The 16,122-nt window shown below is 59.5% G+C and carries 15 protein-coding genes; 6 read left to right on the top strand and 9 right to left on the bottom strand.

Going from position 1 to position 16,122, the window contains the following annotated elements:
- From MGMAQ_RS18235 to MGMAQ_RS18225, 3 genes are read right to left on the bottom strand one after another with little or no spacing between them, the layout of a single operon-like run.
- Entirely contained in the window at nucleotides 1–531 is a 531-nt protein-coding gene (locus MGMAQ_RS18235; protein WP_046022674.1) for an LPS assembly lipoprotein LptE, read from the bottom strand.
- The gene (gene leuS, locus MGMAQ_RS18230; RefSeq protein WP_046022673.1) at nucleotides 518–3,082 is read right to left on the bottom strand and encodes a leucine--tRNA ligase; all 2,565 of its coding nucleotides are present in this window, start codon (nucleotides 3,080–3,082) and stop codon (nucleotides 518–520) included. The genes MGMAQ_RS18235 and leuS overlap by 14 nt, the downstream gene beginning before the upstream one ends.
- A gap of 26 nt (nucleotides 3,083–3,108) precedes the next feature.
- Nucleotides 3,109–3,654: a DUF3576 domain-containing protein gene (locus MGMAQ_RS18225; RefSeq protein WP_148561020.1), complete on the bottom strand. Its 546-nt coding sequence runs from the start codon at nucleotides 3,652–3,654 to the stop codon at nucleotides 3,109–3,111.
- Between the two features lie 292 nt (nucleotides 3,655–3,946).
- Here MGMAQ_RS18225 and MGMAQ_RS18220 point away from each other — a divergent pair, with 292 nt between their 5' ends.
- Nucleotides 3,947–5,047 (top strand): porin, encoded by a 1,101-nt coding sequence (locus MGMAQ_RS18220; RefSeq protein WP_046022672.1) that lies wholly within the window; start codon nucleotides 3,947–3,949, stop codon nucleotides 5,045–5,047.
- A gap of 128 nt (nucleotides 5,048–5,175) precedes the next feature.
- On the opposite strand, the gene MGMAQ_RS18215 is transcribed toward MGMAQ_RS18220, so the two are convergent.
- Both MGMAQ_RS18215 and MGMAQ_RS18210 read right to left on the bottom strand, forming a co-directional pair.
- A complete protein-coding gene (locus MGMAQ_RS18215; RefSeq protein WP_158498897.1) occupies nucleotides 5,176–7,236 on the bottom strand; it encodes a tetratricopeptide repeat-containing sulfotransferase family protein in 2,061 nt (686 codons plus the stop codon).
- Complete coding sequence (locus MGMAQ_RS18210; protein WP_046022670.1) at nucleotides 7,229–7,855, bottom strand: thiamine phosphate synthase; 627 nt, start codon at nucleotides 7,853–7,855, stop codon at nucleotides 7,229–7,231. The genes MGMAQ_RS18215 and MGMAQ_RS18210 overlap by 8 nt, the downstream gene beginning before the upstream one ends.
- Nucleotides 7,856–7,885: 30 nt before the next feature.
- On the opposite strand from MGMAQ_RS18210, the gene MGMAQ_RS18205 reads away from it, so the two are divergent.
- On the top strand, nucleotides 7,886–8,578 hold the full coding sequence (locus MGMAQ_RS18205; protein ID WP_046022669.1) for a YggS family pyridoxal phosphate-dependent enzyme: 693 nt from the start codon (nucleotides 7,886–7,888) through the stop codon (nucleotides 8,576–8,578).
- Here the strand turns inward: MGMAQ_RS18205 and MGMAQ_RS18200 are convergent.
- From MGMAQ_RS18200 to ribA, 3 genes are all read right to left on the bottom strand, one after another.
- Nucleotides 8,562–9,059 carry a L,D-transpeptidase gene (locus MGMAQ_RS18200; protein ID WP_046022668.1) on the bottom strand — a complete coding sequence of 166 codons (498 nt, stop codon included), beginning with the start codon at nucleotides 9,057–9,059 and terminating at the stop codon, nucleotides 8,562–8,564. The two genes, MGMAQ_RS18205 and MGMAQ_RS18200, sit on opposite strands and share 17 nt — an antisense overlap.
- A gap of 7 nt (nucleotides 9,060–9,066) precedes the next feature.
- Nucleotides 9,067–10,005, bottom strand: coding sequence for a hypothetical protein (locus MGMAQ_RS19985; RefSeq protein ID WP_052716539.1), 939 nt, complete (start codon nucleotides 10,003–10,005; stop codon nucleotides 9,067–9,069).
- Between the two features lie 146 nt (nucleotides 10,006–10,151).
- Nucleotides 10,152–11,327, bottom strand: coding sequence for a GTP cyclohydrolase II (gene ribA / locus MGMAQ_RS18190; protein ID WP_148561019.1), 1,176 nt, complete (start codon nucleotides 11,325–11,327; stop codon nucleotides 10,152–10,154).
- Between the two features lie 138 nt (nucleotides 11,328–11,465).
- On the opposite strand from ribA, the gene MGMAQ_RS18185 reads away from it, so the two are divergent.
- Nucleotides 11,466–12,155 (top strand): response regulator transcription factor, encoded by a 690-nt coding sequence (locus MGMAQ_RS18185; RefSeq protein WP_046022667.1) that lies wholly within the window; start codon nucleotides 11,466–11,468, stop codon nucleotides 12,153–12,155.
- 225 nt (nucleotides 12,156–12,380) lie between these two features.
- On the opposite strand, the gene mamD is transcribed toward MGMAQ_RS18185, so the two are convergent.
- Nucleotides 12,381–13,406 carry a magnetosome protein MamD gene (gene mamD, locus MGMAQ_RS18180; protein WP_046022666.1) on the bottom strand — a complete coding sequence of 342 codons (1,026 nt, stop codon included), beginning with the start codon at nucleotides 13,404–13,406 and terminating at the stop codon, nucleotides 12,381–12,383.
- Nucleotides 13,407–13,736: 330 nt separating this feature from the next.
- Here mamD and MGMAQ_RS18175 point away from each other — a divergent pair, with 330 nt between their 5' ends.
- The 3 genes from MGMAQ_RS18175 to MGMAQ_RS18165 are packed head-to-tail and all read left to right on the top strand — an operon-like array spanning nucleotide 13,737 to nucleotide 16,114.
- Nucleotides 13,737–14,264 carry a hypothetical protein gene (locus MGMAQ_RS18175; protein ID WP_046022665.1) on the top strand — a complete coding sequence of 176 codons (528 nt, stop codon included), beginning with the start codon at nucleotides 13,737–13,739 and terminating at the stop codon, nucleotides 14,262–14,264.
- A gap of 31 nt (nucleotides 14,265–14,295) precedes the next feature.
- The gene (locus tag MGMAQ_RS18170) at nucleotides 14,296–14,580 is read left to right on the top strand and encodes a hypothetical protein (protein WP_046022664.1); all 285 of its coding nucleotides are present in this window, start codon (nucleotides 14,296–14,298) and stop codon (nucleotides 14,578–14,580) included.
- Nucleotides 14,564–16,114, top strand: coding sequence for a vWA domain-containing protein (locus MGMAQ_RS18165; protein WP_046022663.1), 1,551 nt, complete (start codon nucleotides 14,564–14,566; stop codon nucleotides 16,112–16,114). Before MGMAQ_RS18170 ends, MGMAQ_RS18165 begins: the two co-directional genes overlap by 17 nt.
- Nucleotides 16,115–16,122 lie beyond the last annotated feature (8 nt).

Raw genomic sequence — 16,122 nt, 5'->3', positions numbered from 1 at the left:
TCAAGGATCCGGAGAGGCTTTGCGGCGTTGATCCCGCCGTTGAATGAAGTGAACCGCCAGTTGGCTCGTGATCTCGTCGGCCAACAGTCGGGCCGTATCCCGCCTGGCACTTCGATCGGCAATTTCAGTGGCGAAATCCGACTGCACCACGTTATAGCTGCTTGTCACAGAAAACTTCCCTGTTTTCTCGATCCGACCGGTAGACTTGCGGGTCAATGTATAAGAAGCAACCGTATCCACATTGGCGCGGGTCGTCTCTTGGGCAATACCGGAGGCTAGGTAACGAGTGGTTAGTTTTACATAGACCGCCAATCGATATAGCGGCCTGATAGGCCTTCCCGTGGGATTCATCCGATCCAACAGGTAATTGTGTAAGTCCTGGCCGATATTCTCCTCGATTGGGTCGATATGAATATGGGCTAATTCCGATGGTGAACCACCGGACTGATAGTTTCCGTATAACGGTTTGAACCCGCAACTGCCCAGGACCAAGAACAACAGGAAAACGAACGGAAGTTTATACCACCACATTGACGATCCTGTTGGGCACCACGATGACCTTGCGGGGAGATTTACCGTCCATGGCCCTTTGGACGTTTTCAACCGCCAGTGCTGCCGCTTCGGCACGTTCCTTGTCGCAATCCCGGGGCAGATCCACTTTTCCCCGTACCTTGCCATTCACTTGCACCGCCACGGAAACCGTCTCCTCGATGGTAAGCGAGGGATCAAAAGAAGGCCAGGATTCCTCGGTGAGCAAAGTCTGATACCCCAGCTTTGACCAAAGTTCTTCCGCCAAATGCGGCATCATCGGTCCGACCAACTTGACGACCGCCTCCAGGCCTTCACGCAAGGTCCAGGATTCGTCGGATCGAGCACTATCCAGCTCTGCCAACTCGTTGACCAATTCGCGAATCCTTGCCACCGCCTTGTTGAAATGAAATTTCTCCAAGTCGTCGGTGACCAAAGAGATGGTTTTGTGGACCGCTCGCAAAGTCGACTCTGCTTTTTTGTCCCGGTCTTCCGGCCCCTCCGAGCCGCAAGGTGGGAGGGTGTCCATACGTCCATCGACCATCCGCCACAGACGATTGACGAATCGCCAAGCCCCTTCCACGCCGGAATCGGTCCAATCCAGATCCCGGTCCGGTGGGCTATCCGACAGCATGAACAGGCGGGCGGTATCGGCGCCGTAGGTTCCGATGATCAATTCCGGATCCACCACGTTGCGTTTGGATTTGGACATTTTCTCGGAACGTCCGATGGTTACCGGGTCGCCGTTACCGATCCGCACCCAGTTGCCGTCTTTTTGCTCCACATCCGTGGGAAACAGCCATTGACCCTCAGCATCCTTGTAGGTCTCATGACAGATCATGCCCTGGGTCAACAGACCGGCAAAGGGCTCTTCCACCGACAGATAGCCGCATTTCTTCAGAGCTCGGGTGAAAAAGCGCGAATAAAGAAGATGGAGCACCGCATGCTCGATTCCGCCGATATATTGATCCACCGGCATCCAATAGTCAGCGGTTTTGCGATCAAATGCCGACGAATCGTTCTTGGAGTCACAGTAACGGGCAAAATACCAAGACGATTCCATAAAGGTATCAAAAGTATCGGTTTCCCGCCGAGCCGCTTTGCCGCACTTTGGACAATCAACATCTTTCCAGGTGGGATGATGTTCCAGCGGGTTGCCTGATTGATCAAAGGTCACGTCCTGGGGCAGCTCCACCGGCAGATCCGTTTCCGGAACAGGCACGATGCCACAATCCTCGCAATGGATAACCGGAATGGGGCAGCCCCAATAGCGCTGCCGGGAAACGCCCCAATCGCGCAGCCGGTAATTCACCGTGCGCTCGCCCCGTCCCTCCGATTCGAACCGGTCGATGGCGGTGGCCTTGGCGGTGGGGACATCCATGCCATCAAGAAAGTCGGAATTGATCAACAATCCATCTTCGGTAAAGGCCTCGCTGCCCACGGAAAATGAGGATTTGTCCTGATCGGTGGGGCAGACCACCGGAGTCACTTCCAGATCATACTTGCGGGCAAAGTCCAAATCCCGCTGATCATGGGCCGGACAGCCGAAGATGGCTCCGGTGCCATATTCCATCAGAACGAAATTGGCCACGTAGACCGGTAGGGTCTTGCCCTCAATGAACGGGTGCCGGGCACGAATACCGGTGTCGAACCCCTGCTTTTCCGCAGTTTCGATGGCGGCTTCGCTGGTGCCCAGGCGATTGCACTCGGCCATGAAGGACTGGAGCGCCTCGTTTTTGTCGGCCAGTTCCATGGTCAACGGATGATTGGCGGAAATGGCGCAAAACGAGGCGCCGAAAATGGTGTCGGGGCGGGTAGTGAACATTTCCAATCGATCGGACCGGTCCACCAGATCAAAGAACATCCGCAGGCCCTCGGAACGACCAATCCAGTTCTCCTGCATCAGCCGCACCTTGTCCGGCCAACGGTCCAGGGTCTCCAGGCCCTCCAACAGCTCTTGCGCATAATCGGTGATTTTGAAAAACCACTGCGACAGTTCCCGTCGCTCAACCAGAGCGCCAGAGCGCCAGCCGCGTCCGTCGATCACCTGTTCATTGGCCAGCACCGTTTGTTCCATCGGATCCCAATTGACCCAGGATTCCTTTCGGTAGGCGAGGCCTGCCTTGAGGAAATCAAGGAACATCTTTTGTTCGTGCTTGTAGTAATCCGCATCACAGGTGGCAATTTCGCGATCCCAGTCATAGGACAGGCCCATTGTCTTGAGCTGCGCCCGCATGGCATCAATATTCTCGTGGGTCCATTTGGCCGGGTGGACGCCCGCCTGCATGGCGGCGTTTTCCGCCGGTAATCCGAACGCGTCCCAGCCCATGGGGTGTAACACATTGAATCCGCGGGCTTTCTTGTAGCGCGCCACCAGGTCGCCCAGGGTGTAGTTGCGCACATGACCCATGTGGATCCGGCCGGACGGGTAGGGAAACATCTCCAAGACGTAGTATTTTTCCCGAGAATCGTCGGTGCGGACCTTAAAGGTCCCCCGTTGGTCCCAGATTTTCTGCCACTTGGATTCGGTTTCCTTGAAATTATAACGGGACATGCCGGTCTTTCTTAATACAGGAGAGCTTATTGGGTTGCGGCCCGGCGCATCTGGCGGGCACGGAGCAAGATGGCGTTTTCCATATCGGTGGGGGTTGCCTTGGGCAAAGAGGCATCGCGCCAGGAACTGCCCACCCGCACCTGTCGGAACACCGAAACCTTGACCCCATCCGCCCGCAGAGCCCGGCTGAGGATGTAGACCTGCATCTTGAAGCGCTCATTGGGCGCCTCTTGTGGAGAATACCAATCGGTCAGGATCACGCCGCCAAAGGGATCCGCCGAGCTCAAGGGCATGAAATCCAAGGTATCCAGACTGGCGCGCCAAAGGAATCCGTTGACGCCGATTCCGCCGGTTTCCTGTTCTTTCTTTTGGTCATCCCCGAACAAGGTGAGTCCGCCCTCGCCAAAGACCGAGTCCGATTCCTTTTTTTCAAGGGTGACTTCCTCGCCCGGTGTCACGCCGGAACACCCCGACAGGACGGCAAGGACCAGGACGGCTCCCATCCAGGCCCCGAATCGCTTTTGGCAGGAACCTGCGACGTGGAAATCCAAACACTTGATCTTATAGGTCATCGACAAATTCCTGTTTCGTTGAACATCCTTCTTATAGACTCATGCGCTCATGGGGAAAAGTCCGACCTTCATCACAGGACAAAAGGAAGGATTCACGCCCTCTCCAGAGCCATGGACCCCTGGTATTGTTGCATTGAAACCACACTGGGTCGCAAATGACACAAACAAGGGTTCAGCATTCTTGACCCGGAACCCGCGAAATGGCTCTAATGCTCAAGCGTAATGTTAAAGCGACCGGGCGGCGCTCGGGAGTAGCAAGTACAGAATTTCTAAAGAGAGAGAGAGGCATCAAATGAAAAAGGTTCTCCTAACCACCACCGCCCTGGTCGTTGCCGGCGCTTTCGCCAGCCAGGCTCAGGCGGCCGATCCCATCAAGCTCAGCGTTGGTGGACACATGAATCAGTGGATCATGTTCGCTGATAGCGACAAAGCCACCCAGACTGGCGGCGTCGACACCCTGTCCGACACCGAAGTCTACTTCAAGGGCGACACCACCTTGGAAAACGGCCTGAAGGTCAGCGTCGTGATCCAGTTGGAAGGTGAAGAAGACACCGCCACCAATAATGCTGATGAGCAGTATGTGGTGATCTCCTCCGATTCGCTGGGTACCCTGCGCGTTGGTGACAAGGAAACCGCTCTGGCCACCATCAAGATCGGTTCCCCTGCCGTTGGTTACGGCGGCCCGACCGACGCCGATGATGTGGTTGCTCCTGCTTTCGCCGGTGCTTCCGATCAGTTCGCCAACGCCGAGTTCGTTGACGATGATGACAACCAGGTTACCTACCTGTCCCCGTCCTTCGCCGGCTTCCAGGTCGGTGGTTCTTGGGTTCCTCACTTCGCTGCTGGCGATGCGCAAGGCGGCCCGAACACCAACCCGGTTGGCGGCAACAATGACGGCGGCTGGGGCGTTGGCGCCATCTACTCCGCCGATTATGACGGCATTGGTGTTGGCGTTTCCGGTGGCTATGCCTACCATGATGCCGGTGCCGACATCTGGCAGGCCGGTGCCAAGGTCAGCTTCGCTGGTTTCACCGTTTCCGGTGGTTGGCAGCGCACGGACGTGCACGAAGTCCAGCTCGGCAACACCAACAACGCCCTGAGCGTTGACGGCGTTGAAGGTACCGGTTGGGAAGCTGGTGTTAGCTACGCCACTGGCCCGTATGCTGTTTCCTTGGTCTATGGTGCTGGCGAAGACGAAGACACCTATGCCGATACCGACAAGGACGAGCTCAAGGTCTGGGCCGTTGGCGCCAACTACAGCATGGGCGCTGGCGTCATGATGAAAGGCACCATCTACCACGCCGACTACAACGGCGAAACCAACACCACCGGTGTTGGTGGCGACACCGCCTCCGGTTGGGGTGGCATCGTCGGTATGGCGATCAGCTTCTAAGTTCAAAAGAACTTAAGCCAAATCGGAAAGGGGTGACTTCGGTCACCCCTTTTTGTTTGTCTGGGTGGCTGAAAGATACAAGGCGGCGTTGCGTTTGACCGGATTCGATCCAACGGGAAAAACCCGCGCTAATCAGGAAGTCCAAGTCCCTGTTTCAAGGGAGACAATTCGGATCCATAGTGCTGCCAGTGGTCCAGTGATGTCTGGTACATGGGTTGGCGAACCTGCCATTGGCTGGCGGTTTTCACCACCCTTTCCGTTTGGTGGAATTGCAGACATCGATCATCCCAAGACAAGCCGCAGGCCTTGATCAGGGATCGTATCTCGGCGTCCGGATCCGTAACCAGGTCTTCATAGCGCACCGTATGAATGGGGATCGGCAAGACGGATTCCCAAAATGCCATCAGTCTTTCATAGTGCCTGTACTGATGGGCTAGATCCTCCTGGGCATAGGCATAGGGGTGGGCCCGGTTGAATCGCTGCGTCAGAATGGAATAACAGGTGGCCATGGGATGGCGTCGGCAATGGATAATCCGTGCCTTGGGAAACAGGCTAGCAATGAGGCCCAAGTACTTGAAATTAGACGGCATTTTATCAATAATCCGCCGGTGATGGGGCTCACCGCCCACCGTTAGTTTGTTCAGGTACCGATTCGCGAATTCCCGAATACTTTGGCAATCCAAGGCGCGAAAGCCGGGCGAGAAATCATCGTTGATCGTGCGCGACCCGGCGATAGCCTTGGCAATCGCACTGATCTCGGACAGCTCTCCGGCCGCCCCGCAAGCAGGGTGGCTGGCGATGACCTGTTCGACCAATGTGGTTCCCGACCGGGGCATGCCGACGATGAAAACCGGCTGTTCGCTTTCATGGCCGCAATCCTTGAGACCGGATGGGATCCCGGTGGCAAAAAGAGCCGCCATCATATCCGCAAAGCCATCTTCCGCTTCCCGGAGATAGGGCTGCCCATTCTGTCGCGCCCAGGCATTGGACCGGGTCAGGTATTCGAAGGCCTTTGCCTGATCGCCGTTCAAGTCGAAATGGTGGAACAAGGCCATGGCGACACCAGCCAGATCATCGGCATTTTCCTGCTCCAAATCCAAAACGGCTTTCAGGTTTGCCACATCTGATTCCGATAAATGGTATTGTCGATCAACACAGCGATAAAGCAAGGCGATCGACCGCGAGAACCCTTGGCTTTCATAGGCCGCGAACAAGGACTCGAGATTGTCATAGCGGTTCAAACTGGTCAACATCCTGGCCAGCAGGCGAACCAGCGTTGGTTGATAGCCCCCTTGTTCGAGCTCATTTTCCAAAAAATCGACGGCCCCCTCGGTCTGATTGACCCGATCCAGGAACAGGGCAAAATTCTGAAGCGTATTCTGTCTTTCCTCCGCACTGGATCCCCTGTGCCGCGACAGTTCATAAGCGCGTCGCAGGCAGTGCTCGGCTTCCGCCAAACGATCCAGTCGCTCCAGGACCAATCCCATATAGGACAAGGCTTCGATACTGTCCGGCGCCTCTTTCAGGGCGGTTTCCAGGTCAGCTTCAGCGGTCACGAGATGCTGTGAAGCCGCCAAGTTCCCTTGTGCCGTCTGGGCCAGGGCCATGTGCGCCATGGCGGATCCGGTCCAGGGGGCGGCATTGCGGGGAGCAATCTTTTGCGCGGACCGAAAGGCCGTTGCCGCATCCTCCGGATCTTCCATTTGAATCAATAGGTTGCCCAAGTTAATCCAGGCATCCGCTGATTTGGGTGCCAGCTGCACGGATCGCCGCAGATGCCGGAGCGCCTTTTTTGGGGATCCGGCATGTTTCAAGGCCAAGCCCAGATTCATATGGGTTTCCGCATCCTTGGGCTTTTTGGCCAGAACTTTTTCGAATCGGGGGACGGCTTCGAGGGGCCGTCCCAGACCCAACAGAACCAGCCCGTAGTTATATTGCGCATCCCCATTCCCCGGGGCCAGGCGGCAGGCATCATCCAAAGCCCGCGCCGCGTCTTCGGACCGCCCGGCCATGGAGAGGGCGACACCCAGGTAAAGCTGACTCTCGGCATGGCCGGGGTGCCTGCGCGCCGCGTTCTTCAGGGCCGGGATGGCCCTTTGGAGGTCACCCCGTCGCAAGGCATCCAAACCCCCTTGGAGATCGGGATTCGGCGGGTGGGTCTGTTCTCGAGGTCGGCGAGATTTAGCCAAACGGAACCTCCTTGCCACTTATGTCCTTGAACAGATCAATGCCCGCCATGCCGACGGCACCGCTGTTCAGTAGCCGAGCCGCTTGTTTGCTGTCAATGCCGCCCAATCCGTATATGGCAAGACAGGTTTCACCGGTCCAGATTCCGAATCGGGTTGGGCCCAATTGCCGCGCATTGGGGTGGGATCCGGTTGAAAACACGGGAGAGAGCAAGGCCGCATCCACGCCCGCCCGCGCCGCCCTGTGCAAGGCGGCAAGAGAGTGTGCGGAAGTGGTCACCAAGAATCCGGGCCGTCGCCAGATATGCCACAACGGCAGATCACGAACCTTCGCTTCGGGAATATGCAGCCCGTCGAGACCCAATCCCATCGCCAGTCCGATATCATCGGCCACCAGAAGCTTGATTCCCCTTGGTCGGCAGAGCGGTATCAGACGCCGCGCCCGTTGTTCGCGGTCCAAGGCTTTCCGGCTGCGGACAAGGATCGCGCTTCCCTTCGGTAGGTGAGCAACAAGCCCGCTGGGATCCGGCAGACGGTCGTCATCGGTCATCAGAATTAACGGGGGCAGGGGAGAACAGGCGCGCCGATTGAGGCGCCGGGCCAGGTCTGTTAGGGTCGGCACGATTTTCCTTCCGATGGATTTGAGACCCCTATGATGATGCAGACCGACATTGCGGGCAACCTCGCCGCCGTTTGGGCCGAAATCGACAAGGCTGCCAAGGAAGTCGGCCGCCAACGAGACCTAGTCGACCTTGTGGCGGTCAGCAAGACCAAGCCGGAGGCCGAGATCCGTCCGGCTTTGACAGCGGGACATCGTCTGTTCGGCGAGAACCGGGTTCACGAAGCAGCGGAAAAATGGCCGCGGTTGAAGGCGGAGTTTCCGGATACTCGGCTCCATCTCATCGGTCCGCTGCAAACCAACAAGGTCGGTTTGGCGGTGCCCCTGTTCGATGTCATCGAAACTCTGGATCGTCCGAAGCTGGCGCGCTATTTGGCCCGCGCGCAGGACGACCTGGGCCGATCGCTGGACTGTTACATTCAGGTCAATACCGGCGCGGAACCGCAGAAAGCCGGGGTATTGCCCGAGGAAGCCGATGGCTTTGTCGCCGCCTGCCGGGTGGAATACGGGCTATCGGTGGTCGGCTTGATGTGTATTCCGCCCCAAGATGAGGAGCCCTCGTTGCATTTCGCCTTGCTGGCCCGCATTGCCGAGCGCAACGGGCTTTCCAGGCTGAGCATGGGGATGAGCGGAGATTATCCGGTGGCGGTCCAATTCGGTGCCACCTCGGTGCGGGTGGGTACGGCGATCTTCGGCGCCCGCCCGCCGATCAGCCCGAAATCGTAAGGCAATCCCCCGGTTGGCAGGCTTTCAAGACCGCCAATAGATCCTCTCGCGTCAGGGCAATGCAGCCTTCCGTGGGCACGAAACCGGGCCGGGCCACATGCAAGAAGACGGCGCTTCCCGCCCCGGGAACAACCGGATCGTCATTATGGCCCAGCACCACGATCACGTCGTAGATCGCGTCTTCCCGCCACAGGATTTCATGGCCATGATCATGGGGTAGGGACACCGGGCAATTGTAAGCCGGGTCCTTGGGATCGTCGCTCCAGCCGTCTCCAGGGGTAATGGCCATGACGGAAAGCCCGGTTTCCGGCGGCGCGAGCCGATCTTCACGATACAAAACCCGTCGGAGTGGGAAACGGCCGACCGGTGTGCAGCCGTCGCCTTCGACTTTCGACGGATTGATCCCGCCGCGCCCGAGAGCACAGGGTAGGCGACGGTTTCCATGGATCAGAAAACCGTCGGCGGTGACGAACAGGTCCATTTATCCGCTACCGGGGGACACCCGCCGCGCCCTGATATTTGGAAAGACCCGACATCATGGACTGGGCGAACCAACTATCGGCCACTTCCTGCTGGTTTTGCTGATCCTGCTGGGCTCCGGACCAGGGATTGCGGGAAGCCAAGGCCTGCAACTTGGCCTCCAGGGCTGACGGGACCGGCGGTGCGGTCATTGCCGGCTGGATGGCGGAAGCGGTGGGCTTCGGTGCTGGTTGCGCGGCGGCGGGCATTGATTGGGGAGCCTGCTGGAGTTGGGCAGCCAATGCCAGCGCCTCTTCCGGTGGCTGCATGCGCATGGCCTGTACGAACAACTTGGTGCCCAATCCGGCCTCGGCACGCGGTGCGGTGGGCGGGAGTTCGGTCAAAGAGGGCATCTGACGAACGGTGGAGGCCGGGCGGGCATCAGCGACCTGCAGCGGCGCGGCGCGTTGTTTTTGTTGCAGAGCGGCGACTTCATGTCGATGGGCCATTTCCTGCCGAGCCCAATCGGAAACCCCGGCATAGGCGCTGCCGGCGCCGATCTGGGCGGCGGCGATTTCGGTGGTGGCATTCTGGGCCATGGCTTCATCGGGATCGGGCGCCTCTTCACCTTCGTCCTCGAACAGGGCATAGACATGTTCGCCCACGTCCTTACCGGTCTGGTTTTCCACCAACAGGTTGACCAGGGAGGAAACCAACCCGATGGGACCACCGAACAGGGTCCCGCCGACCACGCGCGGGGCGGGGGAAATCTCGTCTTCAGTCATGTTGCGGTAGATGGATCCAACGATAGGGATATGTTGCAAGGGATTCACCATGTCGACCATGTCGCCAAAGGTAAATCCATCCTCGCCGAACAAAGTGGTTTCCGGTCCGTCAGAGGCGGGCAGGGTGGCGGCGGGAAGCGAAACGCCGGTGGGATCCTGGGTCGGGTTGGTCAGCGGGGTCATGGAACGGTCCTCGTGGTTGCCTGCTAATCTTCTTGCAGGTGCCATGCCAGAACCTAAGTCTATGATTTATTAAATATTTCCCGGCTCAACAGAAAGGTAGAGGCTGGTTTTGCCGGGAATATTCTGCCGCCCTAAAACACTTTGCGTCAGAACAGATGGCCGCCCTTGTCGGCCTTGGTGGCCAGATAGGTTTGATTGTGGGGGTTGGACGGAAAGGTATGGGGCACCCGTTCCACCACGTCCACATTACAGCGGGCCAGGGCTTCGACCTTGAAAGGGTTGTTGGTCAACAGGCGGACCTTATTGTATCCGAGCTGCCGCAGCATTTCCGCCGCCGGCAGATAGATCCGCTCGTCGGCGTCAAAGCCCAGCAATTCATTGGCATCCATGGTATCGACGCCTTCATCCTGCAGGGCATAGGCGCGCAGCTTGTTGACCAGGCCAATGCCGCGGCCTTCCTGAGCCAGGTAAAGCAATACCCCATGACCCGTCCGCCCGATCTCGGCAATGGCTCCACGCAATTGATCACCGCAATCACACCGCAGCGATCCCAATAGGTCCCCGGTGAAGCATTCCGAATGCAAACGGGTCAGAACCGGCTGGTCCGGGTCCGGCTGACCAATGACGATAGCCAGGTGCTCGATGCCGCCATCCGCCGGGCGATAGGCGATGATCTGGGTAGACTCCGCATCTTCCAGCGGTACCTGGGCATCGCTGACCCGGCGCAAGGTGCGCGCGCTGGTGGATTCGTACTGGAACACGTCCCCGGCATCGAGCAGCACCAATTGATGGCGTCCGGTCCATCGACCCAAATCCTCCTCGGCGTCCGGGTCCTTGATTTCGACGGTCACCGCGGCGGGCAAAAGGCGCGCGACCTTGGTCAGTCCGACGGCGGCGCTCTCGCAACTATGGGCGGACACCAGCGCGACCCGGGGGGGCGTGGGCAGCAGGCGGCTCAGGTCTTGGGTGGAGCAACCGAGCGGATCGGCCAGGGCTCCGGCGGCCTCGGCGCTTAATCCGGCCTCGGGATCGAGACTCAGCACCCGGGCTTCCTGGTCGGATATGTGACCGGTGGCAAGGCCGAGAACCGCGGCCCGCCGCAGGGTGACGCTCAACACTGGCCGGGTTCCGGCCATGGCCTGCATCTGCTTGAGGATCTCCGGGGTGGCGGCTTCCGCCGCACAGGCCAGAATCGTGCGCCCGCCCCCACCGCCGACGGCGACCATCCGCCCCCGGCGCAACTCGGAAACGGCGCGCTCAACGGTCAACAAGGAGACAGGCTGGCGGGAGGCGGGAATGCTATGGGTCAAACGATGGGGCATGGGGTTTCTTGCGGAACTCCGGTCGGATGTCTTATACAGGTGGTGCCCTCTCCGGCGAGGGGGACGCCACATTAGCCTTCTCGGGCGGGTGGCGGAAGTGTTACCGTCAACGCGGCCCCGCAACAAGTCCGGAATGTCATGACTCCAGGCAAAAAAATCCTGCTCGTCGACGATGACGAGACCCTGTGCGAGATGTTGGTCGAACAACTGAAGCTGCATCAGGAGTTCGATACCCAGGTGGTCTCCAGTGGCAAGGCTGCCTTGGAAACCGCGTCGGGCGACCATTTCGACGTTATTCTGCTGGACGTGGGCCTGCCGGATCTGGACGGGCGCGAAGTCTGCAAGCTGATGCGCAAGAACGGGGTCAAGACCCCGATCATCATGCTGACCGGCGCCGATTCGGATTCCGATACCATTCTCGGCCTGGATGCCGGGGCCAATGATTATGTGACCAAGCCATTCCGCATGGGGGTGCTGCTGGCCCGCATCCGCGCTCATCTGCGTCAACACGAACAGAGCGAAGATGCGGTCTTTACCATTGGTCCGTACACGTTCCAGCCAGCGGCCAAACTGCTGGTTCATAATGACGATGGCAAGAAGGTGCGCCTGACCGACAAGGAGACCTCGATCCTCAAGTATCTCTACCGGGCCGGGGACAAGGTCGTGGGTCGCGACGTGCTGCTGGGAGAGGTTTGGGGTTACAACGCCGGGGTCACCACCCATACCCTGGAGACCCATGTCTATCGCCTGCGGCAAAAGATCGAGCCGGATCCTTCCAACGCCCAGCTATTGGTCACCGAACCGGGCGGCTACAAGCTGGTTCCCTGATTCTCCCACGAATAAGGGGTGCTGCCGAAGCAACACCCCTGTCCCAGACTTTTAGAAGCCCTTATTGGTTTCGAGTCGGATTCAAAAGTATTCCTTTGATCTCAAGGGCGTATCTTTCCGCTCTGGCGCCGCCCCGTGTCGTCGGCCTTTCCTGGCCAGATCAAAAATCTACTGCCTTGATACCTAAGGGATTCTTTTAAATCCGCCTCTTAGACGCCGTGGGTCTTAAACGTCTGTCATCATGTCGTCGAGGGCATCGCCGCTCTCGCCAGCGGCCTTCTTGCCGCGCGATTTGTAATAGCCGTATCCGGCCGCCGCCACGGCACCGCCCAGCAGTGCCGGGCCCCAGGCACCGAGACCCAGGCCGAGGCCGAGGCTCAGACCGGTGCCGGTCCAGATGGTTCCCGCCGCCGCCGTCTTGGTGGCCGCCGCCGCACCGGTGGAACCGGCCGCCGCCTTGGCCGCCGTGCCGGTGGCCGCCGCCGCCTTGGTGGCCGCGGGCTGAACCATGGCAACAGTCTTGCCCATGGTGGCGCAGGCGCCCTTGTTGGCCATGGCCGCAGTCTTCATCACCGCACCGCCAGCGGCTGCCTTACCGGCCACCGCACCGGCGGCGGGCTTGACCACCATCCAGGTGCTGGCCTTACCGGCCATCATCGGCGCCTTGCCGATAGTAATGGTCTTGCCGATCAACGCATTAGCCTGTCCGGCCTGGGACATTTTCAGGGCGATCAGCTTGCCGCCGCCGTTGGCGGGCTGCAGGAACAACCACTTGCCGGCGCCCTGACCCATGGTTACCGGATCGACGACGGTAAAGGATTTGCCGGACATGCCAGCGGCCATGGTCGCCTGTTTGGCGCCTTCGAGCTTGATCATGGTGAGGGATCCGGCACCGGCCTTGGTGGCACCCGCCGCACCGGCGGCGCCAGCGGCACCCGCCACGACCGCGGCCTTGGCGGCCACCGGCTTGAGCACCAGCCATTTGGTCACGCCCATGCCGGCCATGCCCTTGGCCTTGGCCACGGTGACCGTCTTGCCGACCATGGTGGAGAGCTCGGTCGCCTGCCGGGCGCCCTCAAGCTTCAGGGCCACGGTGGAGCCGCCCTTGGTGGGGGTCAGGAACAGCCAGCTGGTCAGACCCTTGCCCGCCGTGGAGACCTTGCCCACGGTGTAGGACTTTCCGGCCATCCCGGCCACTTGGGTCGCTTGGTTCAAACCAGCCAGTTTCGCCATGATCAGTTCGGCAGCCATGAGATCTTCCCCTTAAATGTCTCGTTTGATCGACCGCCCGAACCGGGCGACGCGTGTCTATACTAATACGAATCCATGTTGGAGCGGCAAAACTCCATTGCTAATTCTTGGTAACACAGTCCAAAGGACCCTGTAAATCATCAGAATTGATTATTTGCCGTTATAAAATAACAAAACAATAGAAACGCCAATGTTATTGATAGTCATTTTCAATAACAAGACATGTGGCGTCTATATTCAGTCTAGGCATTGTTCATTATTGCCTATACTATTTTCGAGCCTTCGAACCTCGACCTCAAAGATCAACAAAGAACCTCGAAAGGGCTTTCATTGAGCACTCCTCAGGTCGCAGCGGCCAATAAAGCCGGATTGGTCATATCCAAGGGAACCGCCACCAAGGGTGCCGTCGGTTGGGGTTGGTTTGGATTCGGTAAAAGTGCCGCCACGGCAGGCGCCGGGACGAAAACCGGTATTGGCCTGATACCCGGGGTAACTGCCAAAACCGCGACGGGAAAGACCATTGTGGGGGGGGCTGTCGGCACCGCTGGAGCCACAGGCGCGACAACAACCGTTACCGTGACCAACGGAAGCGCGGCGACCGCCGCGGGCGCGGGTAAAGCGGGACTGGCGACCGGCACCTTGGCCAAAACCGGTGCCTCGGCGACAACCGGCAAGGCGGCCCTCGGTCTGGCCGCGAAAGCCGGGGTGGCGGCGAAAACCTGCATCGTCGGCGGGCCGATTACCGTCGGTGTCGCCATCACCGGCATCACCGGCTTGGCTCTGCTGACCGGAATCGGTCTCATTGCCGTGAGCCGCTATACCGCCAATTCAGCTACTCGATTTGTGAACTCCGACTAATCAGCTCTTTTAGACAAGGGTCCTATCAACCATGGCCACGACCGTGACAACCGCTACCATCAAGACCGCCGTTGCCAAGGCGGGCATGGGCAAGAGCCTGGGCGTTGCCGCCTCGGGCGCGACAGAAGTCATCGGTGGCGCCACCACCTGGGGCGCCGCCTCCAAAGCCGTTGCCGGGATTGGAGCCATGGCTGTCGGCGGGATCGCGGGCAGTGGCACCGCCATGCTATTGATCGGCGGTGTGGGCACGGTGGCGGTGCTGCATCTCATGACCAACGTTACCACCGCTTTCATGCGCAATGACGAAACCGGCTGAGCGGCTCTCTTTCCTTCTGGCCTTTACTCTCGGCTGTCTGCTGGCAGGCATCCTTGGCATGCCGGGCGCCTCATCCGCCGCCGAGCCACCGGAAATGGTGGTGGTATTCGATGAATCAGGCTCCATGGAGCGCTACGATCCCAAGCTGGCTTCCAAACTTTGGTTGATGACTTTCGTGCGTACCTTCGAAACGCCGCACCGGCTGGTGCTCACCGGTTTCGACGAGGCGGCGCGGGAACATATGGCGGTGCCCACCGATGACGCCGAGGGCATGGCGGCGCTGGAAAAACACATCGATGCCATTGAGGCCAAGGGCCTGGCCACCGATTTCGAGCGGCCCCTGGCCTATTTGCGCCATAAGACCGCGACCAGCCAACCCGCCCTGGTGCTGCTGGTCTCCGACGGTCAGCCGGAAATCTGGGATGCCAAGCTGGGGTATCTCAGCGAGGCGGTGCGGGACGATCCCCGCTATGGCGCGTTGAACGAAAAGCTGATGGCCCTGAAGGACCAATCCCCCGCCGCCCGCTATGACCGGCTGGGGATCGCCTATCACGAACGCAATCTGGCCTTGATCGAAGAGCATCTGCCAAACCTCCAGCCCCGCCTGGCCGGACGATTGATCATCTGGGATCTGTCCGGACGTTCCTATTTCCTGCGTCGCTGGGCCGAGGCCCTGGGCGCTCAGTACCTGCCCCTGCGCATCGCCGACCAGGAATCACCGGTGGAACAACTACAAAAAGCCATGGTGCTGTTGCAGGAAAAAACCGCGGCCATCATCGATCAACCGCTGCCCGCCGATCATGCGGCGCGGGTGCGTGATGTGCTGACCTCGGCCGCAGAAACCCGCGAGGCGGCGCGGGATCTGCCGATCGCCGAGATCCCACCCGAAGCGGAACCGGAACCGGAAACGCGGCCGTCCCCCTCCGCCCCACCGGCACCGACTCCGGGAATGCAAAAGGATGAAGAGTCCTCTTCCAATCTGATACCGCTGCTGGGGGCGGTGCTGCTGATTCTGGTCGTTGGCCTCGTTCTTATGGTGCGGTTTCGGCGGCGGCACCGCGAAGGACCGGAGTCGGAACCGCAGCCAGTGGTGCTGGTGCCCACCGCCATGACGTCGGACTTCATCGAAGATCGGGTGCGCGCCACCATGGCGGAAGCCGAGGAAGCCCGTGATCGCTTGTTGTCCAAGGGCTATGAGCGAATCGACAACGACAAGCGATTCGCTCCCCGGGTAAAAGTTCCAGACGGGGCGATGATCGTGCATTGGGTCAACCGCGACGGTCAGATGGATCATGGACCGGCGGTGGATCTTTCCATGCACGGCGTTTTGTTCGCCGCCGGGGACCGGGACATGACCGGCGCCATCGTGACCCGCATCCAATGTCCGATCCTGGACGTGACCTTGGAAATCATCGATGGCCGCCTGGATGATCGGGGCGACGGTCTGTTTGTGGCCCTTCCCGAAACCTTTGCCAAGGGGGTCGATGACAAGATGCGCTGGATCGAATTGTTGACCCGTATCGACGCAACCTGAACCGACGA

Origin of the sequence: Magnetospira sp. QH-2, assembly GCF_000968135.1 — a bacterium.
In the GTDB taxonomy this organism is placed as follows: domain Bacteria; phylum Pseudomonadota; class Alphaproteobacteria; order Rhodospirillales; family Magnetospiraceae; genus Magnetospira.
This window is presented reverse-complemented; position numbering and strand designations above follow the sequence as displayed.